Source organism: Brevibacillus sp. HB1.4B (assembly GCF_013284285.1).
In the GTDB taxonomy this organism is placed as follows: domain Bacteria; phylum Bacillota; class Bacilli; order Brevibacillales; family Brevibacillaceae; genus Brevibacillus; species Brevibacillus porteri.
In genome coordinates this window covers 74756-98135 of sequence record NZ_JABSUT010000011.1, presented here as the reverse complement: position 1 = coordinate 98135, position 23380 = coordinate 74756, and the positions used below count along the sequence as shown (strand labels likewise).

The 23380-nt window shown below is 47.7% G+C and carries 25 protein-coding genes and 1 riboswitch; of the genes, 24 read left to right on the top strand and 1 reads right to left on the bottom strand.

Annotated elements, in window-relative coordinates:
• Positions 1-198: 198 nt before the first annotated feature.
• From HP398_RS24030 to HP398_RS24020, 3 genes are read left to right on the top strand one after another with little or no spacing between them, the layout of a single operon-like run.
• Positions 199-1710, top strand: a complete 1512-nt coding sequence (locus HP398_RS24030; RefSeq protein WP_173623853.1) for a hypothetical protein — start codon at positions 199-201, stop codon at positions 1708-1710.
• A 21-nt stretch (positions 1711-1731) separates the two neighbouring features.
• A complete protein-coding gene (locus HP398_RS24025) occupies positions 1732-2277 on the top strand; it encodes an RNA polymerase sigma factor (protein ID WP_173623852.1) in 546 nt (181 codons plus the stop codon).
• Positions 2261-3970: a hypothetical protein gene (locus HP398_RS24020; RefSeq protein WP_173623851.1), complete on the top strand. Its 1710-nt coding sequence runs from the start codon at positions 2261-2263 to the stop codon at positions 3968-3970. The genes HP398_RS24025 and HP398_RS24020 overlap by 17 nt, the downstream gene beginning before the upstream one ends.
• 228 nt (positions 3971-4198) lie before the next feature.
• Here HP398_RS24020 and HP398_RS24015 read toward each other — a convergent pair whose 3' ends face one another.
• On the bottom strand, positions 4199-5452 hold the full coding sequence (locus HP398_RS24015; RefSeq protein WP_173623850.1) for an ATP-binding protein: 1254 nt from the start codon (positions 5450-5452) through the stop codon (positions 4199-4201).
• A 202-nt stretch (positions 5453-5654) separates the two neighbouring features.
• Positions 5655-5774, top strand: a riboswitch (SAM riboswitch).
• Between the two features lie 96 nt (positions 5775-5870).
• On the opposite strand from HP398_RS24015, the gene HP398_RS24010 reads away from it, so the two are divergent.
• The 21 genes from HP398_RS24010 (at position 5871) to HP398_RS23910 (ending at position 23380) form a co-directional block, all read left to right on the top strand.
• Entirely contained in the window at positions 5871-6890 is a 1020-nt protein-coding gene (locus tag HP398_RS24010; protein ID WP_026043340.1) for a sugar ABC transporter substrate-binding protein, read from the top strand.
• A 93-nt stretch (positions 6891-6983) separates the two neighbouring features.
• The gene (locus HP398_RS24005; RefSeq protein WP_173623849.1) at positions 6984-8474 is read left to right on the top strand and encodes a sugar ABC transporter ATP-binding protein; all 1491 of its coding nucleotides are present in this window, start codon (positions 6984-6986) and stop codon (positions 8472-8474) included.
• Between the two features lies 1 nt (position 8475).
• On the top strand, positions 8476-9474 hold the full coding sequence (locus HP398_RS24000) for an ABC transporter permease (RefSeq protein ID WP_016741326.1): 999 nt from the start codon (positions 8476-8478) through the stop codon (positions 9472-9474).
• Positions 9475-9618: 144 nt separating this feature from the next.
• Positions 9619-10803: a glycerate kinase gene (locus HP398_RS23995; protein ID WP_173623848.1), complete on the top strand. Its 1185-nt coding sequence runs from the start codon at positions 9619-9621 to the stop codon at positions 10801-10803.
• A 56-nt stretch (positions 10804-10859) separates the two neighbouring features.
• Positions 10860-12200 carry an SLC13 family permease gene (locus HP398_RS23990; protein ID WP_217368863.1) on the top strand — a complete coding sequence of 447 codons (1341 nt, stop codon included), beginning with the start codon at positions 10860-10862 and terminating at the stop codon, positions 12198-12200.
• Between the two features lie 97 nt (positions 12201-12297).
• Positions 12298-12984 carry a response regulator transcription factor gene (locus HP398_RS23985; RefSeq protein WP_173623846.1) on the top strand — a complete coding sequence of 229 codons (687 nt, stop codon included), beginning with the start codon at positions 12298-12300 and terminating at the stop codon, positions 12982-12984.
• Positions 12985-12987: 3 nt separating this feature from the next.
• On the top strand, positions 12988-14352 hold the full coding sequence (locus tag HP398_RS23980) for a HAMP domain-containing sensor histidine kinase (protein ID WP_173623845.1): 1365 nt from the start codon (positions 12988-12990) through the stop codon (positions 14350-14352).
• A gap of 12 nt (positions 14353-14364) precedes the next feature.
• On the top strand, positions 14365-15237 hold the full coding sequence (locus HP398_RS23975; RefSeq protein ID WP_173623844.1) for a PepSY domain-containing protein: 873 nt from the start codon (positions 14365-14367) through the stop codon (positions 15235-15237).
• A 77-nt stretch (positions 15238-15314) separates the two neighbouring features.
• Positions 15315-16853, top strand: a complete 1539-nt coding sequence (locus tag HP398_RS23970) for a YcdB/YcdC domain-containing protein (protein WP_173623843.1) — start codon at positions 15315-15317, stop codon at positions 16851-16853.
• Positions 16854-17038: 185 nt separating this feature from the next.
• Entirely contained in the window at positions 17039-17368 is a 330-nt protein-coding gene (locus tag HP398_RS23965) for a DUF2085 domain-containing protein (protein ID WP_173623842.1), read from the top strand.
• Between the two features lie 72 nt (positions 17369-17440).
• Positions 17441-18256, top strand: a complete 816-nt coding sequence (locus tag HP398_RS23960; RefSeq protein WP_173623841.1) for an alpha/beta fold hydrolase — start codon at positions 17441-17443, stop codon at positions 18254-18256.
• Between the two features lie 135 nt (positions 18257-18391).
• Positions 18392-19135: a type I methionyl aminopeptidase gene (map, locus tag HP398_RS23955; RefSeq protein WP_017251809.1), complete on the top strand. Its 744-nt coding sequence runs from the start codon at positions 18392-18394 to the stop codon at positions 19133-19135.
• 123 nt (positions 19136-19258) lie between these two features.
• A complete protein-coding gene (locus HP398_RS23950) occupies positions 19259-19816 on the top strand; it encodes a DNA-3-methyladenine glycosylase I (RefSeq protein WP_017251810.1) in 558 nt (185 codons plus the stop codon).
• 27 nt (positions 19817-19843) lie between these two features.
• Positions 19844-20320, top strand: a complete 477-nt coding sequence (locus tag HP398_RS23945) for a DinB family protein (protein ID WP_106835026.1) — start codon at positions 19844-19846, stop codon at positions 20318-20320.
• Positions 20321-20704: 384 nt separating this feature from the next.
• Entirely contained in the window at positions 20705-21052 is a 348-nt protein-coding gene (locus HP398_RS23940; protein ID WP_328139040.1) for an RNA polymerase sigma factor, read from the top strand.
• Positions 20998-21225, top strand: a complete 228-nt coding sequence (locus tag HP398_RS23935) for a hypothetical protein (protein WP_017251813.1) — start codon at positions 20998-21000, stop codon at positions 21223-21225. The genes HP398_RS23940 and HP398_RS23935 overlap by 55 nt, the downstream gene beginning before the upstream one ends.
• Positions 21222-21419 (top strand): hypothetical protein, encoded by a 198-nt coding sequence (locus tag HP398_RS23930; protein WP_173623840.1) that lies wholly within the window; start codon positions 21222-21224, stop codon positions 21417-21419. Before HP398_RS23935 ends, HP398_RS23930 begins: the two co-directional genes overlap by 4 nt.
• A 250-nt stretch (positions 21420-21669) precedes the next feature.
• Positions 21670-22323 (top strand): hypothetical protein, encoded by a 654-nt coding sequence (locus HP398_RS23925; protein WP_017251816.1) that lies wholly within the window; start codon positions 21670-21672, stop codon positions 22321-22323.
• Between the two features lie 189 nt (positions 22324-22512).
• Positions 22513-22677, top strand: a complete 165-nt coding sequence (locus tag HP398_RS23920) for a hypothetical protein (RefSeq protein ID WP_020477556.1) — start codon at positions 22513-22515, stop codon at positions 22675-22677.
• 62 nt (positions 22678-22739) lie between these two features.
• Positions 22740-23189 (top strand): hypothetical protein, encoded by a 450-nt coding sequence (locus HP398_RS23915; RefSeq protein ID WP_173623839.1) that lies wholly within the window; start codon positions 22740-22742, stop codon positions 23187-23189.
• On the top strand, positions 23189-23380 hold the full coding sequence (locus HP398_RS23910) for a hypothetical protein (protein ID WP_016741308.1): 192 nt from the start codon (positions 23189-23191) through the stop codon (positions 23378-23380). Before HP398_RS23915 ends, HP398_RS23910 begins: the two co-directional genes overlap by 1 nt.

Below are 23380 nucleotides of genomic sequence, written 5' to 3'. Positions count from 1 at the left end.
CTAGGACCGACCTCCCTTGCAGCAAAAGAAACTCCAAAAGAAAGAACGAAGTACGAAAACCTCGATTCTGGACATTCAACTCAGAGAAAAAATCCATTTGTTCCCTATAAAAATTTTGGGTTCATTTGTAACATTTCCCTTTCGCTTTCGACTATTGGGCTAAGAACGTAAAAAGAGGAAGCCAGGAGGATATTCAAAATGAAACCATACGCAACCAAAAAGCTGATGATCACAGTAGGAGCTGCTGCTTTGCTCTTCTCAAGCCCATTGTGGGTTACGCAACCACAAGTAACCGTACAAGCCGCGACAGCCACATCAACGCAACTCCAGTTGAGCAAAGCAGTCCAGAAAACCGTAGACAAGCTAAACAAACACTACCCGGAATTGAAAAACGCGGAAAAAACCATTTCGCGAAACAATCAGATGCGAGATGTCATCCACATCCAATTCCGCATCTTCAGCAACAAGGAGCGGACGAAGGTATCCCTGTATGCGGATGCCAGAATCGATGTAAACAGCGGTGCACTACTGTCCTTCTCTGCCCGGGATATTCCCGGAAAGAAACCTACTGCGCGGCCTACGGAAGCGATGGGAAAAGAAAAAGCGCAGAAAATCCTGAAGGATTTCATCGGTGACGCCATCAAGCAATACCGGATAGAAGAGGTAACCGTTGATGGTGAGGGCACAGAGGCCGTAGCAAACGTACGCTTCGTCCGTGTCGTGAATCAGATTCCGGTAAAAGAAGATTGGTACGTAGTGGCGATCAATGGCGCAGGAAAGCTGGACTATATAAACGCAGGCGAAGCAACAGGATTGCAGATGGACACGAGCAAATTCGCCGCTCCGTCAGGGGTTAAGCAACCAGATGAAATCGGCAAGCATGTAGGAGACCTGCTGCACCTCAGCTATGAGCAAAAAGCAAAGGACATTACCGCTGGCTTTCGCCCTGTCTACAGCCCAATTTTCACAGGCTATTTGGATGCACGATCAGGAGCCGAGGTAGAGTCCGGATGGACCAAGAAAAATAAGTATGGGAAACCAATCACGGTAACGCCTGGAAACCAGCGGGTCTTCGCCAAAACAAATGAGGAGATAGTCACCGCACTCTCCACTTTTATTCCATTGCCTGAAGGAATTGTGTTTAAAATGACCAAAGGTGCTCTAGTTCTCGAAGGGGAAAAGGAGTATGATGCCGTGGTTGGCAACAAAAGGTTCTTGGTGAGGACAATGAATGATCAGATCACGTACTTTCATGTATTAGAAAACCCGCCAAAGCAGAAGGTGCTTACAGAGGCAGCTGCCGAGGAAAAAGCAGTGGCGTTTCTGCAACCGTTTGTAGACGCAGAAGTAACGGAGCTGGTACCACAAATGATTAACAAAGAAGAAGGCAAGCAAACGTTTCTATTTTTCCCCGTACACCAAGGTATTATGGTAGAGGGCCAGACCTATTCGGTAAAAGTTGACATGCATACGGGAGACATTGTATCCGCCGGTTTTCCAGAAGCTACTGGTAAATTATCCTATGATGATGCCTCCAATGTCGTAGGGCCCGCGCAAGCCGTACAAGCATTGCTGACAGCCAATCCGCTTACACTGAGCTACGTATTTCCTTCCTCTAACGGACGGTACCAGGCAACACCTGTCCTTGTCTATGAACAGAAAGAAAGAGGCGGAAAGGTTGACGCAGTTACGGGTCAATCCATCAAGTAGGGAGCAGGGAGAGGAAATCCAGTGCAGGACACAATCGATTACGAGTCGCGGATCAAAGCGATCTATCGCGAGCACTACCGAGATGTCTATCAATACCTCTACTACTTCACAGGGAAGCGCGAGCATGCGGAGGATTTGACGCAGGAAGTGTTTATCCGGGTCTTGGATGCCTTGGGCAGATATGAGGAGCGTTCCAGTGTGAAGACGTGGATTTTGCATATTGCCAAGCATGTCGCCATCGATGATTACCGGAAGAGGCGGGTGCAAACGCTCTTTGGCATGGAATTGTTAAAAGGGCTGCCTTCTCTTCTAGGTAGGCCGGAAGCGGAGCTGGCTTCCAAGGAAGAACAGCTGGAAATTGAGCAGGCGATGCAGAAAATGAAGCCACATCATCGGAATGTACTGATTTTACGCGGCATCAAGGCTTACAGTATCCGGGAAACAGCAGAAATCCTCGGCACCAGCGAAGCCAAAGTCCGTGTAGATTTTCACCGAGCGACAAAAGAACTCAAAAAAGTTTTGCATGTCGACTGGATAGGAGGGTTGGCCAATGAATACTCCAAATGACGAGCAATTCTTCGCGGCTCTTCCCCAGTCAAAGGATGCGGAGCCGAGGAGCGAATTCGTAGAAGCGCTGGAAGCCAAGCTGGTGCAACGGGCGCGCAAAAAAATGAATCGTCCGAATAGAGTCGGCATCAAGCTGGCGACATGGACGGTTTCCGCTGCAACGGTGGCAGCAGCAGTATGGATGCTGGGTGTAACTCCGGAGTTGTTCACACAATCTCGTTTTGAATCACAAGCGCAATTGGTTCCCCGCTCTTTCTTATCGACAGAAATAAAAGAAGGCGAGTTAAGCCAAGCGGCGATCAGAACGCTGGAAAAGCTTTACGAGAAATATCCTCCATTTCGGGAAGCGGAAAAATCGGTCTATGTAACGAAAGCCCCCCGAGAGGTATACAACATAGATTTTCGCACGTTCAGCAATAAGGAACGAACAGAAGTGTCACTATATGCCAGAGCGAAGCTAGACGCCAAAAGCGGGGCCTTGCTTGGATTCGATGCAGAGAAAATTCCAGGGCAAGAGAAAATCGAGGGAGCGCCTTCCAAGGAGAGAACAGAACAACAGGCGAAGGCATTCATGGAATCATTCCTGGGTAAAAATATGGAGCAGTATCGGTTCGAACCATTAGATACGCAAGAGGGAGCAGATGCCGTTTCGCACGCCGCCGTCCGATTGCAACGTTACGTAAATGATGTACAGGTAGAAGGCGATTCCTATGTGATCGGCATGAACGATGTGGGTCAGATTGGCTACATCAATTCAGGCGATACAACGGGAATCAATCTGGACATCGGGCAGTTTCAAGCCATAGATGAGTTACCTTCGCCGAAAAAAGCCGAGAGTGGGCTTGCAGAAGTCATGCAGTTGACGTATCAAAGAGTTGGAAAGAAGGATGTGGACTACGTCCTTCGCTATGAAGAAAACTTCTCCGGGTATCTTGACGCGCAGACAGGCAAGGAAGTGAAAACCACCTTGTGGGGTGGGGAGTCCTTTAGCGACAGTATCGCCGTCAAGCCAGGGGGCAAGAAGGCAATGGCTGCGTCGGCAAAAGAGGCTGCGGCTGCCATGGAGTTTTTCGGTCAGAAGGTAGAGGGCTATCCGTTTACGGGGAGCAATGTGCCCGCTTATATGATGGGAGACAACGAACGGGAATACGTTGCCAAAAAAGGTCAGCGAATCATGCAGCTGACTACCGTTGATAGTCGGGCGACAGCGTTCAAGATTTCTTATCCTGAGCTGAAAGAAGGTGATACGACACTCACCGTCGCAGAATTGCAGGAGCGTGCGATCTTCTTTTTGGAGCCGTATTTGGATACGAGGGTGAAGTCTGTTCGGATGCAGGAGCAAATTTACGTGATGGGCAGACAGGTTGAACTGAACTTTTTCCGGGAAGTAAACGGCGTTTTGGTGCGTGATCAGTATTATAAGGTCATGCTCGACGGGCAGACAGGAGAAATTATCGGGGCAAGGTTGACATTCCCGCATGAGCAGGATGCCTTCCCAGATGCGTCCAAGGTGATTTCAGCGGAAGAGGCGGCGCAGGTTTATCTTCAACATAAACGGCTCAGTCCCCGCTATCTATTCCCGCTTGAAAACAATAGGATTCAAGAGCAACCGCTCTTGGTCTATTCGGCAGAGATACTGAAGAGCAATGGGGATGTGGATGCCATTACGGGAGAATGGCTGCCATACGAATAAAGAGAGACACCAGGGGGAGACTCCTGGTGTTTTGTTTTGGCATAATGCCCTCCCAGAAATTGCATAGTAAAGCGTGAGGGGAGGGACAAACGTGGAAGGATTCGGAGAAAGCATGCTCGTCATCGGGCGCGTATGTACGATTATTCCTTTATTACTGCTGGTCACCTTGTTCATGGGCAAGCGCTCGAATGGAAAAAGGCACAGTCCCTCTGCAAAACCTGCAAGAAGTTACTGTGCCTTATATGGGAGCATAATGGTGAACTTGGTTCCTACTCGTGGCTTGCTTGATACATTGACCGTTCCGCCAATCGCATGAATGACATGATAGGAATACGTCAAACCAAGACCAGTTCCAGTTGTTTTCGTAGAAAAGTAAATCGTTCCAAGACGGCTGATCTGTCCTGCATCCATGCCGACACCGTTATCCTTGATGACCAACAGTGCTTTGTTTCGCTCGATGAGCAAGTCTAGGGAGACTTTTCCGTCCGAAATATCCGAGCACGCCTCGATGGCATTTTTGATGAAATTCACCAACACTTGCTTGAACTCGTCTGGATTGGCCTTGATCGTCACAGGTCTCTCAAAGTCTTGCAGCGTAAGCTCTACGTTGTGCATATTGGCAAAAGGGAGCATCACTTCGCGGATGGCATGCAGATGCTCGCTAACATTAATGATCTCATGTCGTTCCTTGAGCGGCTTGGAAATCGCAAGGTATTCGGTCAAAATGGCTTCTGTCCGTTGGATCTCGTCGAGACTGATGCGAATGTATTGATCGATTTTCACCAAATTTTCCGGGGATTCCTGTATTAATTTCAAAAAGCCTTTGACAGCTGTCAGCGGATTGCGGACCTCGTGTGCGAGCGATGCAGCAACATGGCTCATCGTCTGGATTTTTTCGTTTTGCGCGTGGCGAATAAACAGCTCCTTATCCGAAACACATTTGCTGAAAAGCGACATTAACAACCAGAGGCCGAAAAAGTTCTGAATAGGAATCACTATGGTGTAGTAAACGAGGTGTTGAGTTACATACGTGGGAAAAAAGTAATAAGTAGTCCCTAAAGCAACCGTAGAAAAAATCGCACTCGTCATAAAAAGATACAGTGTTTTCCGATAACTGGCTTTGTAGTGTCGATACAAAAAGAGTGACAAGACAAAATTGACTGTAAGGATCAGCAGCGCAACCCATGTTCCTTCTCCACCTAGGTAGTACCGATAAACCAAGGCTTCAATCAGAAGGAGCAAGGCAATCTCGATTCCGCCATAAACCAGTCCGAAAAGAATGATGACATGTCGGATATCAAAGAACATGCCATTGGTGACGCTCGGGGCGAAGGTCATCGCGAGAAACATGCAGGCTGAGCTGGTGAAGACAATAAAGGAACGGCTGTAGTTCCTCATTTTGTCACGGTAATAGATGTTGAAAAACACAAACGGGATAATGGCGAAAAACCATTGAAGAATAACTTCTTTTAATAGACTCATGTAGCATCCCCATCGCAAATATTTGCTAGGCTTGTATCAATCTACGATAATTCGACAAGACACAACAAAATCCCTCTCGTTGTTACAGAAGAAACTGGAATATTTATCAAGAAAATTCTTTCGGTAAACCTAGTTGACAGATAGGTAATTGCCAGATTATATTCTGTATATACTTATACAAACGTTCCGAAAATAGAAACTACTCTTATCAAGAGATGGCTGAGGGAATGGCCCTATGAAGCCCGGCAACCTAGCACGAGAGATTGTGTTCTTTCGAGCCAAGGTGCTAACTCCAACAGGTAGAATACCTGACAGATAAGAGGCGAGAATCTTGTCGATTTTTGTCCTCTTTCTCTGTGAAAGAGGATTTTTTGCTTTTATCATTTGTTTTCAAAGAGAAAAAGGGGGAACATTTGCGATGAAAAAGAAACTGGGATTACTGACTTCACTTATTGTGGCTGCGTCCGTTCTCGTTACGGCATGCGGCGGAGGAACAAGCACCGGAACCGGTAGCACGAACCAGTCAGGTGGGGAGAACGCGAAGAGAATCGCATTAATCATGCGTCAAAACGTAGGAACGTTCTCCGCACAATACATCAATGGCGTGAAGACAGAGGTGGAGAAAAACGGCGGTGAGTTGACCGTATTCAACGCGGATACCGATCTGGCAAAAATGGCGTCCAACCTCGATGCGGCTGTGAACCAAAAGTTTGATGGCATTCTGATCGACCATGGTACGGCAGAAGCGTTGCAGCAGGGTACGCAAAAGGCCGTGGATAAAAAAATTCCGGTTGTCCTGTTTGATACAGACATCAACATTCCGGGTGTGCCAGTTGTGGCGCAGGATGACAACAAGTTGGCAGAGCTGAGCCTGGAGAAGCTGGCTGCAGATACAAATGGCAAAGGCAGCATCGTAAAAATTTGGGTAGCTGGCTTTGCGCCTATGGAAAAACGCCAAGTGACGTATGAAGCTTTCCAGAAGAAATACCCGGACATCAAAGAGATTGCTGCATTCGGTTCTGCTACCAATAATACGGCACTCGATACACAAACGCAGATGGAAGCGATCTTGAAAAAGTATCCCAACAAAGGCGACATCACAGCAGTATGGGCGGCATGGGATGAATTTGCCAAAGGGGCGACACGTGCCATCCAGCAAGCAGGCCGTACGGAAATCAAAGTATACTCCATCGATTTGAGCGATGAGGATCTGCAAATGATCCAGGCGGAAAACTCTCCTTGGACAGCGACGGCAGCGGTAGACCCATCCAATATCGGGCGCATCCATGCCCAAACCGTGTTCCAAAAAATCAAAGGCGAGCAAGTGCCAGACAACGTGAAGCTGAATCCAGTGCTGGTGAAACAGGAAGACCTGCCGAAGGATAAGAAAGTAACGATGGGCGACCTGTCCCAATACGTACAAGATTGGGGCAAGTAAGAACCAAATTGGCTTTTCCCGTTGATCTGTATCCGTCAACGGGATTTTTCCTTATAGAGGTTGGAACACGCAGGTAAACAGGAGGTGTGAAAAATGTCCACATTGCAGATGAAAGGGATGGCGAAGCAGTTTTCTGGGGTTCCTGCCCTGCGATCCGTCGATTTTGAGGTGCGCGCTGGAGAGGTTCATGCACTTCTCGGTGCTAATGGTGCGGGAAAGAGTACCCTGATGAAAATTCTCACGGGAGCGTATCAGGCAGATGGAGGTACGATCACCATCGATGGACAGGCCGTGTCGATTCAATCTCCGCAGGACGCCAAAGCACAGGGCATTCAATGTGTATATCAGGAAGTGGACACCGCCTTGATCCCGTATTTGAGCGTTGCTGAAAACATATTGGCGGGCCAGCTCGTCCAGGCGAAAACCAAGGGACTAATCAACTGGCAGAGCTTGTACAACGAATCGGAGCAGATTTTAAAAAACTTCGGCTTCTCTATTCCGGTGAGGATGCTCGTCGAAGAATGTACGCTGTCGGAAAAGCAATTGATTTTGATTGCACGGGCTACCGTTCAAAAGGCGAAGTACGTCATTTTCGATGAACCGACAGCGCCGTTGAGCACAAAGGAGAGCGAACGTCTGTTTCAAATCATTGCGCAGTTGAAAAATGCTGGAGTCGGGATCATTTATATCTCCCACAGGTTGCCGGAAATCTTTGAAATCTGTGATCGGATCACCATCATGCGCGATGGACAACATGTCGTGACCACAGACACGGCGAAGACCAATATGGACGAAGTGATCGCGAACATGCTGGGCAAAAGCTTTGACGAGGAGTTCCCGAAGATGGAAGTGCCGATTGGCGAAACGATTTTTGAGGCGGCAGGTGTGGCTGGTGGCAAAGTACGAGGAGTCGACCTGCGAGTTCACGAGGGAGAGATCGTGGGTGTCGTCGGTCTGGTTGGGGCAGGGAAGACTGAGCTCGCCCGATTGCTCTTCGGTGCGGATGAGGCAAAGGCCGGTGCCATTCGATTGCATGGAACACGTATCCAACTGCGCTCGCCAAAAGACGCCGTCGATGCAGGGATCGTACTCGTCCCGGAGGAAAGGCGAAAAGAAGGAATTTTCGTAGAGGAGTCGGTACAGAACAACCTGTCTGTCGCCTCGTTGAAAAAGAAGTCCTGGCTCGGTTTTATCAAAAGAGGGACGGAAGCGGCTAACGCAAGAGAGCTGGTGCAGCGCCTTGGTGTAAAAACAGCCGATATCAAGCAGCTGGTCGGTTTTCTCAGCGGCGGAAACCAGCAAAAAGTCGCTATCGGCAAATGGCTGGATACAAACGCTCACCTCTTTATGTTTGACGAGCCGACAAAAGGGGTGGATATCGGCGCGAAAAGCGATATTTACCGTCTGATCGGAAATCTCGCCGAGCAGAAAAAGGGCGTTCTGTATTTCTCCTGTGAGTTTCAGGAAGTCATCGGGATCGCAGACCGGATTCTCGTCATGTTCGAGGGCAAAATCGTGAAGGAATTGAGTCGCGAGGAAGCAACACAAGAGCTGATTATGTACTACACAAGCGGAGGTGAATAACGTGGCAGATAAAAAGTTTAGCTTATTTGATTTTGTTTATAAATACGGAACGGTTGCCGTCATTGTCATTGTCATGTTGTTATTCAGTTTGACCAACCCGTATTTCTTCACGTACGACAACTTGACGGACATTCTTCGCTCCATCTCGATTGTGACATTTGTCGCGATTGGCGTTACGTTCTCGCTGATTGTCGGAGGCTTTGACTTGTCTGTAGGATCGACAGTTTCATTGACCACAGTCGTTTCTGCTTCGATGATGGTTTGGTACGAACAAGGAGTCTTTACGACACTGGTGGTTCCGATTGTACTCAGCCTGCTCGTCGGGCTGGTCAACGCCTTCCTGGTCGTGAAAATCCGCATTCCTGATTTGCTGGCTACGCTGGCGATGCTCTACATCGTCAACGGTATTCATATGACGTATTCCCAAGGCTACTCGATCTACGCAAACATGCCGATGCAGGACGGCTCACAGGCTCCGGGAAAATTCCAGGAATGGTTCCTCTGGCTGGGCCAAGGGGAAATTCTCTCTGTACCGGTTCCCGTTATCCTGACCTTTTTACTTGTCGCGATCACGCATGTGTACTTGACCTATACGAGACAGGGACGGATGCTGTACATGACAGGCGGCAATTTGGAAGCAGCCCGTCTGTCGGGGATTCCTGTGAATCGCTATCGTACCTTGGCTTATGTGCTCTCCGCTCTTTTTGCAGGCTTGGGTGGGATGCTCTTGGCAGCGCGGATCGGTACCGGGCAGGTGAGTAGTGGCGGCTCTATGCTGATGGATGCAGTAGCGGCTGCTTTCGTAGGATTCTCCGTATTCGGTGCAGGAAAGCCAAACGTATTCGGTACATTTGTGGGAGCCATCCTGATCGGGGTGCTGCTCAACGGCATGACGATGCTCAATCTGCCGTATTACGCTTACGATATTATTAAGGGGACGGTTTTGGCGCTCGCCTTGGCTGTGACCTATTATCAACTGCGCAGAAAACGAAACGCTTAGGATCGTAACGTTCTTCTTACTTTTCTCTCATCAATTTCTCATCTTCCTATTATTCCCTTCTCTTTTTTGAAGCTTAGTATTGGTCTTACTCAAGTGAGACCAATGCGAAAGCAAATTCAAATAAAGAGAAGGGATGTTGTTTTTATGCGTATACTCGTTGTGCCTTCGGGCTTTAAGGAAAGTTTAGATGCCGAGCAGGCAGCTGAGTGCATGAAAGAAGGAATTCTGCGCGTACTCCCGCTCTCCCAAGTACAGACACTGCCGATGGTGGACGGAGGAGAAGGCTTTACAAAGGCGATTGTGAAAATTTCGAATGGCTCGATTATCGATAGGGAAGTAACTGGCCCCGTAGGAGAAAAGGTTCCTTCCCATTTCGGGATATTCGGATCAAAGACGACAGGTCAAACGGCTGTGATTGAGATGGCGGCAGCAGCGGGACTGCGACTGGTTCCAAGAAGCTTGCGTGATCCGCGCAAAACGACGACACATGGCGTCGGTGAATTGATCAAAGCGGCGCTGGACATGGGGGCAGATCGTATTTTGCTAGGCTGCGGCGATTCCGGTACTTCTGATGGCGGGGCAGGCATGGCGCAAGCACTTGGCGCGAAATTTTTGGATGCAAGTGGTCAAGAAATCCGTATTGAAGGCGGAATCTCGCTGGCAAAAGTAACGAAAATCGAAGTTTCCGGCATGGACAAAAGACTCAAGCAGGTGCAAATCGATGTGGCTTGCAATTGGTTTAACAAGCTGTGTGGGGAAAACGGAGTCGCTCGCGTGTTTGGCCCGCAAAAGGGAGCAACACCGGAGCAAGTGGTTGAGCTGGAAGAAGCACTCGAACAATTCGCGGCTATCATCGAGCGAGACTTCGGTATCGACGTCAGAGAGAGGCCGGGCAGTGGTGCATCGGGTGGCTTGGGTACCGGTCTGCATGCGCTGACGGGTGCGAATCTGTATCCACGCTACGACATCATCATGAAGTACATTGATTTGGATCGGATGCTTCAAGAGACAGACCTTGTGTTTACGGCGGAAGGCAGCATTGATTTTCAAACACCGCGAGGAAAAATTCCTGTGGAAGTGGCAAAGCGAGCGAAAAAGCATGCCCTGCCGGTAGTGGCTTTGGTGGGGACTGTTGGCAAAGGTGCCCGACTCAATTATGAGCACGGAATTGATGCGTACACGAGTATTTTGCCGATGCCGTCTACGTTGGAGGAAGCGTTCATGCATGCGCAGAAATGGCTGACTGATTGCTCGGAAAGCTCCATGAGAACCATCATGGTGGGCCTGCAGCTCGCAAATCGTTTAATGGCGAAGGAGCAAGTATCGTGATTGCACAAACTGTTGCAAAGGAAAGACCTGCCTGGGTCCTTCCAATTGTCCTAATTATGTTCGTTGAATTATTGCTCATGCTGCCGTCTTCCCTGACATTTGAAGCCAAATGGAGCTTGTTCTGTTTCTGTGTCGCTGTGATCCTGTGGACGACAACCTCGCTGAACTCTGCCTATGTAGCGATAGGCTCCGTATTACTCCTCGTCGTGACAGGAACGGCTGACCAGGAAATATTGTTCGACTCGCTCGCCTCCGATGTCATTTGGTTAATGATTGGCTCGTTCATTCTCGGCGGTGCTCTTCAAGTGACAGGCTTGGCAGGCAAACTCACAGATCTCGTCGTGAGCAAGGCAAAGAACGTCAAAAGCTTGTTTTGGCTCTTGACGATCGTCGTTCAATTTCTCGCTTTCTTTATCCCATCTACTTCTGGACGCGCAGCGGTGCTACTGCCTGTTTTCCACTCGCTGACCTCAGAAATCGAGAATAAGCAAATCACGAAAGCCATGGCGATCCTGATTCCGACGATTATTTTAGTATCGACGAGCTCCACTATGATCGGAGCCGGCTCCCATTTTATCGCACTCGATATGCTCAAGGAGTTCAATGGGGAAGGAATTAGCTTCGCGGAGTGGCTGCTGTGGGGACTGCCGTTCGGGGTAGTGGCCAGCATCGTTACTTGTCGGATTGTTCTGGCTCTATTTCTCACCAAAGAAGAGATGAAGCGCCCACTCGCGAGTAAAAAGCTTTCCCTCACCTTGTCCCGCAATGAAAAGTATACGGTTGCTGTGATTGGGGCGATGGTCATTTTCTGGCTGACAGAGCGTTTTCACGGAATCGAGATTGCTACCACGACAGTCATCGGCGCCTTTCTTTTGACACTCCCCAATGTGGGCGTCATGAAGTGGAAGGATGGCGTTCAGTCTGTCTCATGGAACCTGATTCTGTTTGTAGGAGCAGCCATTGCACTCGGAAAGTCGTTGTTGGAGAGCGGCGCAGCAGAGTGGATCATGAAGAAGCTGTTCACGATCACCGAGCAGTTGGAAGGGGAATCGTCGCTGTTGATCATTGTGGTCATTACTTTGCTGACACTGACCTCCCATCTGTACATTACATCGCATACAACGAGAGCCGTCATTCTGGTTCCGCCGCTTCTCTACTTTGCGAGTAGCCTCGATTTAAATGAAGTGACCGTGTTGTTCGTAGGAATCGTCGGCATGAACTATTGCCTGACCTTCCCTGTCAGCTCCAAAGCATTGCTCATGTTCCAGGAAAGCGGCAAGGAGACCTTTTTGCCTAAGGATTTGCTGCGATTGAGCTTGTACGCAGGTGCGGCCCACGCGATCCTGATGGTCGTCTTTTATTACGCGTACTGGCAGTGGGTGGGGTTATCGATATAAGTAAAAAATTATATCTTTCGTACGGATTGCTCTTTGATCCACAGCCAATATTTGCTAAACTCAACTGGATAATGGATGCAAGGCTTAGGAGGATTACATGTCGGAGCGAATATTAATTGTGGAAGATGAAGAGAAAATTGCTCGTGTGATTCAATTAGAGCTGGAATACGAAGGATACGAAAGCGAGATCGCCAAAACAGGGCTCGAGGCGCTGGAACAATACAATCAAGGCGGATGGAACTTGATTTTGCTTGATGTACTGCTGCCAGGTTTGTCAGGTATAGAAGTGCTTCGTCGGATTCGGGTAAAGGACTCCGCGACGCCAGTCATTTTGTTGACGGCCCGAAATGCTGTCGTGGACAAAGTAAATGGACTCGATCAAGGCGCGAACGACTACATCACGAAACCTTTTGAAATCGAAGAGCTGCTGGCTCGCATCCGTTCCTGCCTCCGCTTGTCCCAAATGACGAGGAAAGTAGAAGCCAGCTCCAAAGTAGAAGTAGCGGATTTAAGCCTGGATGAAAAATCCCGGGAAGTGACGAGAGGTTCCGGTCAGATCGAGCTGACGCCGCGTGAATTCGATTTGTTGTTTTATCTGATGCAGAATAAAAACCAAGTTCTGAATCGTGAACAGATTCTAACACACGTATGGGGATTTGATTATTTCGGAGACACAAATGTCGTTGACGTGTATATCCGATACTTGCGTAAAAAGGTGGACCAAGGGTATGAAACCCCACTTTTGCATACAGTACGAGGCGTTGGTTATATGCTGAAGGGGTAGATTATGAAAATCAAAAATAAAATTCATTTGTTCTCCACGGTCGCACTCTTGCTCCTGTTGCTCATGGTCAATAGCTTCATTTACTTCATGTTCTACAAAGTGACAACAGACGGAGAGCTGGACCGTTTGCAGCGAGAAGTTCTGCATATCCAGAGTGGACTCAATCAGATCGGTGTAGAAAGTTTCGACCCTGCCACGCTGCTGCAGCCGTATTTGCCGTCGAACGGGATGATCCGGATTATCGACCAGCAATCGCGGGCCATCGTCACGCAGGAAGTAGACAACACGCAGCCAATCCCGGCACCGCAGCCCATCTTTGATAGAAAAGCGAGTGACGGTGTCTTCGATGTCAACGGAGCGAAATACGCGTACGTTAAGGTCCCGATCATTTGGACGAATGGAAAAATTGTCACGTTAGAAGTCATGGAAAGTATTGCGGGTTTGCAAGAAAATTTGAGCCTGCTGCAAAACGTCCTGCTATTTGCTTCGCTGGTTGTGCTGATTCCTGCTTTTTTTGCCGGACGCATGTTGAGCAATCTGATTTTGCGACCAGTCAACTCGATGATTCAAACGATGGAAGACATTCAAGCGCGCAGTATTTTTAAGAAAATACCGCTTGAGCACACATCCAAAGATGAATTGCACGCGTTAGGAAGTACCTTTAACAAGATGATGGATTTATTACAGCAAAACTTCGAGAAGCAGCAGCAGTTCGTCTCAGATGCTTCCCATGAATTGAAAACGCCGCTGACTGTAGTAGAAAGCTATGCGAAGCTATTGAAGCGTTGGGGAACGAAAAAGCCGGAGGTTCTGGCAGAGTCGGTGGAAGCGATCTATTCGGAAGCCGTGCGCATGAAGGATATGACCAATCAAATGCTTCTTCTCGCCAACAATAGCGCCGAATGGAATCTGGATGTCAAAGAAATCGACTTGATCCCAATGTGCCAAACGACCATTGCACAATTGACCAATGCGTATGGTAGGTCCTTTCAACTGAGCGCAAACCATGAATCGGTTCCTGTCATGGCCGATGAACAAAAACTAAAACAAGTGCTCGTCGTTTTACTCGACAATGCGATGAAATACAGCTCGAATGAAATGGAAGTGGATGTAGGGATTCAAGGAGATCGTCCATTTTTCTCAGTGAAGGATTACGGAATGGGGATTCCCGAGGAAGATTTGCAGCATGTTTTTGATCGTTTCTTCCGTGTAGACAAAGCCCGCAGCCGCGAAACAGGGGGTGTAGGACTCGGTCTTTCCATTGCCAAACAGATCGTCGATGCCCATCAAGGCGATATTGCACTCGATAGTGAAGAAGGGAAATGGACGCTCGTGACCGTTTTTCTGCCGGGGCAGGCTAAGAAATAGCAGGAGGTACGTATGAATAAAAAATGGAAAATAGGGCTGCTGGCGAGTTTTCTGTTGGTCACTACGGCATTTGGCATGCAACGGATCTTCGCGAGTATGGATTTGCAGTCCTTGTCAGAGGAGGAAGTCAAACAGATCGTGACGACCCGCTACCCGGGAAAGATTGAATCGATCTCCATGACGGATGTAGGGGAAAACAGTATTTACAATCTCCAACTCCTTAATGAGCGCGGAACATATAGTGTGATGGTAAATGCATATACGGGCGAAATTATTGATTTGAAGGAGCTCTCCTTGGTCGCAGCCACTGCGCAGCCGAAGGCAAACGAAACGGCGACGAAACCAACGCAGCCGGGTTCAAATCCGACAGCTAGCACAGCGCCGCAACCGAATAACGGCGGGAAGGATGCTTCAGGCAGCGCGACCAAGCCAGCAGGGACGGGGACGGTGGGGACTGTTGCGTCAGGTAAACAACAGCCAGCTACAACCCAAACCCAAACACAGCAGCCGAAACCGAATCAAAGCGTGAAACCACCAGCGCAGCCACAGACCAAAATTACCGAGCAGCAAGCGAAACAGATTGCGACGGAAAGAACAAGTGGCGGCAAGATCGATGATGTTGATTTAATCGAGACAAAGAGTGGAGCAGTCTATCGGGTGATCACGAAAAAAGACTCCAAAACGGTAGATGTACGCGTACATGCTATTACCGGAAAGGTGCTTTCGACGACCACCATCGATAATAGCTCTACCGATGATGATGACGATGATGATCCGACACCAGCCGATAAAAATGGTAGTGCTCCGGCGGATACCTCTTCAAGTGATGACACGAGCACCATCGATACCGACGACGATGAACTGGATGATGGTGATGATGATTAAGATTTAGCATTTAGCATTCAAATAGAGAAAGCCGTCAGTGTCTGCATTGACGGTTTTTTCGTTCGGGAGGAAAAGAGATGGTGACATATCCGACAGAAGCGGTTCGCGAGACGATGGAGAAATGGTTTGCTATTTTTCCTGGTATGCGTGAATTGTCTCAGCAGCGAATCAAAACGCGCGATAACTGGAGAACTTGGGAGATAAAATTAGGTCATGAGCGTACAAAGTTAGAAATCGACAAAAAAACGGGTTATATAACGGAGTTTCGTTTGGAGGATGAAATTCATCAAGATTGGGTTGCTTCTGGAGAGCCAATCGATGCCAAGACAGCAACGCAGCGTATCAAAGAAGTGGCGGAAGCACTGTATGGCGACCATCTGAGTGGGATGGTGAGAGATGGTATGGCGAGCTTGTCGGAGTATCGTGAAGAAAAGAATTGGAAGCTTTCTTATCGTTATTGTTTTCACGACAATCCGCTTGCCAGCGTGTATCTGTTTATTACGTTAGACGAGTGGGGGAACTTGACTGACATCTACTACCGAGGATTTCATGATTTTGATCCGAAAAACAAGCCCTCCAAGCCAGAAGTGATAACAAAAGAGGAGGCGAAACAAGCGTATCTTACTTTGTATCAGGAAAATTTGATGCTCGCCTGCGACGAACAGGAAGAAGGGATACTCCAGTATCTCCCTGATGAGCCACCGATGGCCTATGCGGTTGTTCATGCCGAGACAGGGCAAATCACCAAGACCGTGATAGGAGGTAGACACCCTAAGGAAAAACACTCAGAGATTATTCCAGTAGTAACCCAAGGAAAATCTCTAATTTTTTCAAACGTGCAAGAGATTGAGTTGTGGGTGAAGGAATCTTTTCAAATTGATGTAATCGAAGCGGATATCAAAAGAGAAACGCTTGTGACACCGAACGAGGATGGGGTCACTTATAATCCTAGGAGCGGTTATTTCAAACATATTGATGCTGCGAAAAAGCCGGACTGGCCTTCTACGATCCATTACTTCTGGTCGCTGCCAGAAGCAGAAGACGCGGAAACCGTCTACGATCCTGATTTTGTATGTGTGACTCTCAATCGCCAGACCAACGAGCTACTTGCCTTTACGTTTAATCAAAAAATGGAGTATATAACGCCACGGATGTCGGACCGCGATGCTCTGCGAATAGCCACGCGCTATTTGGAAACATACATCGAGCAGGGGATTACCGAGTTGCACTATTATGAATTATGTTATTTACGTGGCACGGGAAATACGTATTACTTCTATGAGCGACGAAATGGGATCGTTTTAACAAATCGGATGTACTCCGTGAAAGTTAATCCTTGGACGGGCCAAGTAACGGGTTTTTACAAGCATGATGTACGTAAAAATAAAATAATTCCCGATCCGGGCTCGTGTGTGTCTACCAGGGAAGCTGCGGAGAGCTTCATGAGCTTGTATGACGTGGAGCTGGAATATGTGCAAGTGGAGGACAGAAATACAAGTAGAAGGGAAAAGTCTCCTGTTCCGTTCCCGGTCTATCAGCTCAAATACGCACGCACAGAGCGATATCAATATTTGGATGCCGTAACCAATCAATTTAAGCCCCGGACCCGGACGTAATGCAAAGTGAAACGGCTGATACTCTTTCACGTAGAAAGAAAAGAAGGAAGAGGATGTATCTGTTTTTTCTTGGATTAACGGTTTGCATGATCGCATGGATAGAGGGAGGCGTATTTCTATACCAAGGTGATTTGCGGTATACCTGATTGTGATTGCAAGCCAGATTGCTCACATTGAGGTGGCTAATGAAGATCAATACGCAGTGGATTCCATGTCATCGGCGCGCAGATCGATCCTTCTATATAGCGGGTAAAAAAATGCCGCTATGTGCCAGATGTGTTTCGATATTGGCTGGATACTTGATCGCGCCAGTTTTTGCAGGGATGCATCTCGTGACCTCTTACTATTTGATTGGATTGCTTTTACTGCCAATGCTCATTGACGGCTTTACCCAACAATGGAAGTGGCGGACAAGCAATAACAAGCTCCGATTTTTAACAGGGTTTAGTTTTGGTGTCGGACAGTCGTTACTCATTTCCAATCTCGTTTGGTTTTTGGTTGAGAGACTCAGGTGATTGAATTTCAATATTATGGTAATCCTTTCACCTGAGACATCCCTCCTATATAATACTGGTGGGGGGATATTAGTGATCCATTATAAGACATACATACGTGGTGAAGATTGCGAATGGGTGACTTTTGTCCATGGGGCAGGGGGCAGCTCATCGATTTGGTATAAACAACTGAAGGCATACAAAGAGAATTTCAATGTTCTTCTAGTAGATATGCGTGGTCACGGAAAATCTAAAGACATCCCAGGCAAGCTGTTCAAAACATACACCTTTGATGATGTCAGCAGAGATATCATTGAGGTTTTGGATCATGTAAAAATCACTTCCACCCATTTTGTGGGGATTTCCTTGGGGACGATCATTGTGCAGATTATTTCGGAGCAGGCCCCAGAGAGAATGCGCTCAATGGTTTTGGCAGGAGCTGTGACGCACATGAACGTGCGGTCGCGGGTGCTAATCACACTGGGGAATATGGTCAAACATTTCATCCCGTACATGTGGCTGTATCGACTGTTTGCATGGGTGATTATGCCGAGCAAGCGTCATAAAGAATCGCGCTCCTTGTTTATCCGCGAAGCCAAAAAGCTTTGTCAAAAAGAATTCAAGAGATGGTTCAAGTTGACAAAAGGCATTAATCGCTTCCTAGGAACCCTCTTTGATAAAGAGCCTCCCATCCCTACCTTGTTCATTATGGGTGACGAAGACCATATGTTTTTGCCGTTCGTCCAGATGCGTGTGAAAAAAAGACAATTTGCACAGTTGAGTCTAGTCGCTGACTGCGGTCATGTCGTCAATGTCGATCAGCCGGAAGAATTTAACCGAATTTCTATTGGGTTTATTCAAAAGCAGTCGACAATAGCGCAAGGAATGTATGTATGGAATCCAGCATAACTTCGTAAGATAAGAGCCGCAGAGGATGCTTCTGGGGTTCTTTGTTTTTTCTTCGGTTGCGATTGGCGAAGAAAAATGTTCCAATGTGAGTATGAATATGGGAAATAATTATATTTGTAGACAGGAGGGAGACACATGTCGATTCAAAATGAACATGATTTGCTGTGCTTGAAACGGATCGGTAGTATTGTGGCAGAGGCAAGAGAGACGATGATTAGGGCCGTGCGAGCAGGTGTGACTACAAAAGAACTCGACCAGATTGGCGGAGAGATCTTGGCAAAGTACGGAGCACGGTCTGCACCGAATATCACCTATGATTTTCCAGGGCATACATGCATCAGCGTCAATCACATTGTTGCGCATGGCATCCCTGATGATACCGTCCTGCAAAATGGCGATATCATCAATATTGATGTCTCGGGAGAGCTGGATGGATACTTTGCCGATACAGGTGCTTCTATCGTGGTAGGAGAAGGCGAGCCTGAAAAGCAATCCTTATGCCAATGCGCCGAGGAGTCGCTGTATAAAGCATTGGATGCGGTAAAGGCGGGATCGAAGCTAAGCCAGATTGGTCGCGTTGTTCACCAGGAGGCCAGGAAAAAAGGCTTTACAGTCGTCAAAAACCTTACGGGTCATGGCATCGGCAAAAGCTTGCATGAAGAGCCTGCTTACATTTTGAATTACTATGACAAAAAGGATAGACGCTTGCTCACAGAAGGTCTCGTGTTGGCGGTTGAAACATTTATTTCAACGGGGACGGAATATGTGGAGGATGGCAGGGACGGTTGGGCGATCATTACGCCTGATAAGAGTTATGTAGCTCAATACGAGCACACCATCGTTATAACGAAGGGGAAGCCAATTATTTTAACAGCTTGATTGCAGGGAGACCTCAGATTGATGAGGTCTTTTTTTGTGAAGAAAAACTTGCAGAATAGCCAATGATTGTATATTCTTTATATAGGAATATATGTTCGCATTATGTGAAGGAGGTTGCTTTCCATGAATCGGTGCGGCTGGGTGAATCAAGACCCTATCTATATGGATTATCACGATCACGAGTGGGGAGTTCCTGTCTATGAAGATCGTTTGCTCTTTGAATATTTGAATTTGGAAGGCGCTCAAGCCGGACTGAGCTGGTACACGATCTTGAAGAAGCGGGAAAATTATCGAAGAGCGTTTGATAATTTTGAAGCGGAGAAAATCGTTCAATACGATGAAGCCAAGATCGAGCAATTGCTGACAGACGAAGGCATCGTTCGAAACAGGCTGAAGATTCGCGGCGTCGTGAAGAACGCCCACGCGTATTTGCGGGTTGTGGAGGAGTTTGGGTCCTTTAGCAGTTATATTTGGTCGTTTGTAGGCGGGAAGCCGATTCATAATCATTTTCAAGAAATGAAGGATGTACCTGCTTCTACCGAAATCAGCGACAAGATGAGCAAGGACTTGAAGAAGCGGGGTTTTACGTTTGTCGGTTCAACCATTTGCTACGCCTTTATGCAAGCAGTCGGCATGGTCAATGATCACGCAGCGACATGTGATCTCTATCAAAAAAACTAGGACGAGCTTACGGAGAGGGAGAATGGCATGAACGAAAATGATCTCTTACTCTTAAACTTTGAGGAAGTAAGACGTAGAAGCATCAAAGTTTGGAAGGCAATTCCTAAAGAAATGCTGAACTGGAAGCCTGACGATAAAGCGTTCACGTGCGGGGAAATGATTCGCCATGTCATCGAGGGTGAGTTTTTGTATCACCAGATTTTGATCCAACGGGGAAGCGCCGCTTTGTCTACTATCCCCAATCCGTATGAAACCAAAGAGTTTTCGACCGTAGAAGAAGATTTGGCCTTTGCGAAGCCGTATCGAGAAGAATTTCTCCGCTTCGTCAGAGGGTTGTCCAAGAGCGATCTAGAGAGTGTCCGCATCGATCGATCCGATGTAGGCTATGTCCGCACGCTTGGAGACATGCTGCTGCGAATCGCCTATCATGAGTCGGTACATACCGGTCAACTGTTAGATTATATGCGAACGATGGGTGTTGAACGTCCGAATATATGGGATTAAATGAGTGCGAAAGATAGAAAAGCAGGCAAGCTCTTCTGTTGTGAATGCGAGAGGGGCTTGCTTTTTTATTTATAAAAAAAGGTCCTTCTTCATTTAAGGTGTTTCTTGCGTGATGGGCAGATAAAACTCAAAAAGTATGAGAATTATGTACTTTTGAAGAGTAGGGACATCAGTTGTGTAAGGATAATTTCATACTTCTACACAGGCACGATCTCCACTTGAGATCGTGTTTTTTGATGCCTTCTTTGAAGTTTTTGCAGAGAATCGACCAAAAAATTATCTCCAAAAATCTGGTGGAAAGAACTTGAACTTATTACCGTAGTATGAGATACTTGTACTACAAAGAGAACGAACGTTCCTATTTCCGGATGAAAAAGACAGAAGGTGAAGCATGTGACAGATGAGCAGTTGAAAGAGCATTGCAGAAAAGTGCTCAAGAGGATTGCTTGGCGATTGCAGTACGCTGCCAAGAAGCGTTTGTACAGGGAGACGGTGATCAAAGAGGGGATGCGGGGAACGGAAGCGATCGAGGACAACCTGTCGCACCTGTATGTTCAGGAGGTGTTGATGCAACTCCCAGAAAAAGCCCGAATCATTATCAAGCATGTCGTCCTTCAAGGAATGACAGAAGAACAGGTAGCCAAAAAACTGAATATGACCAGACAAGGAGTGAGTAAATGCAAAAACAAATATTTGCGCCAATTGGCCGAGAAGCTGACTCGTTCAGCCTGACCCTCCAAAAAGCACAGTCAGGGGATAATCGGGCTGTACTGACGATCCTCGACTTTCTGCTTCCCGACATGGAGTACCTTGCTTCCTTTATCAAACTACCTCGCGAAGAGAGCATGCAAGAAATGAAAACCGCGATGCTCGAAGCGATCCGCAGTGGAGAAGTGATGCTATGATGACGATTGATTACGTTCAGGTTCTCGCGGTTGTCGTGTGCTTCCTTGCTTTAATCGTCACGTTTAAGCAGGTAGATTTGCAGATTCGGATTAATAATCTGTTCAACCTGCAATTAAAGGCAAACAAAGAGAAAAAGAAAGAGCAACTGGAACAAAAAAAAAAGACTCCGACTGACGATCGGAATCCCCATTAAAGGCTTGGGGCAAAGAATACAACTGGTGAGTATCCTCTTTGCCCTCTTTCATTATACAAGAAAATGTCTATGCAAAGGAGATACGTACGAAATGATAGAAGCAGCATTAATCGGGGCAGCTGTCTTATTGATCGGAGTCATTATCGGACAGATCGGTTTGTCTCAAAGATTAAGAAAAGGCGCAAGAGTCAACGAAAACCGTTAAGCAATCATTTGGACTTCATATATATGACCGAGGGGGAATAGTGCCTTGATCAGCAAAGATGTTTTCATGGAAGCAGTATGCGAGGTGTGTCCGGCGACGTGCTGGGGAAAGAAATCACATTGCCAGGTTCATGATAAGCACGTAGGAAAAATCGATTCTTGCCCGGAGTGGGACAAGTACATGCGGGATCAAGAGGCAAAGGGGCAGAAAAAGACAGTATCCGCTAGAAAAGAAGGCGTCGTCCGGCTGAGTGAGCAAGCACCCATCGTAGATTTTCTACAAAAGGCCGAAGAAGAAATTCGCGACTACAATTATATGCAAATCGAGATCGTGCGCATCCAGCGGTTTTTGCGTGAAGCAGGGGAAGGAATGGTCGCACAGTACGGACTGGATGCAGGGATGCCGAAAGGAAAAGGCAGCAATGGAGATAAGACGCACGCAGAGGTTGCACGCCGGGAGCGGAAATGGAAGAGGCTACAAAATCTGCAGGATAAAATCGAGCGGATCAACCAAGCGGTCGAGACGATTCCGGGGGAGCAGGAACGCTTGATAGTCGAAGCTTTGCTGGATGGCGATAAGAACAATCTGATTGCTAAAGAAATCGGCGTGTCCCGACAGCGGTATTATGAAATCAAGCGCAGTGCCGTGATGAAGATGGCATGGGCGATGTATGGCGATCAGGCTCTGCAGACTGGATAATGAAAAACAGAACCTGGCTTACTAAACGAGAAGCTGTCTGATAAAGACAGCTTCTTTTCATTTTCACAAGCATGCTGAATCTGACAAAGGTTGACACTTCCTGACACATCGGGTCATTTTCCCAGTTTTTCATCCAGTTCGGTTATACTTGAGTCAAGCGAAACAAGTAAGAGAGATACGAGCCATCCGATGAAGCTGTCGGGTGGCTTTTTATGTACGCCGACGACTCAAATGTTCGGCGAGCGGGGAAAACGGCGATTGGCGCCACACGATGGCGAGTTCAAAGCTATAGGCTACTCGCTCCCTGCTCGGCGGGCATTTGCCGTGAATGCCTTGCCAAATGAAGTGAAATAGTGGGGGGAAGAGTCATGTGACGAAGACAGAAGAGATACCGCAAGTATGGGAGGTGAAGCTGGATGGATCGTGAGCTAGCCGTTCTCATTGAACTGGTGAATGAAGCGTATCCAAAGCTCGCTACAGTTGTAAACGTGGACGATTGGATGGCGCAGAGATTCCAACCGCCAATCGCGTTTCTGTTGACGCAAGGAGTCCGTGAAGAAGGAAGAAGCCTCACTTCCTATCAGGTGGTCTCAGAAGCAGCCATCGTCCTCCACTATCCAAAGGTAGCAGGTGTTTACCAGCCGCTTTCAGCAGAACCGCTGCGTGAGCTCCTTCGCCAAAATCAATTTAGCTATCAAGGCAAGAGGTCTGGATTGTCCATCGAGATCGACAGCTCCACCTTGCGTATTTGGCGGGATAAAAAGGACCGGACGGAAATCGCGTTTCAGTTCACCTACAACGTGGCGGTGCAGAGAGCAGTCACAGACAAAATCAACGAATTTGATGTAGAGGGGGTCCGATCATAGTGGCACGAAAAGAACAACAAGCACAGGCCCCAGAGCTTGTGCAAACCAAACAAGAGTGGATCAAGAGCGCCGCTTACCTTGGAGCCGAACGGTTCGAGGTAGCAGGTGCTCTTTTTTCTGAAGCAGATGATCAACTACTGGCAGAAGGACAAGTGAAGAGCCGACTGACCAAATACAAAGGCGGGGTGTAA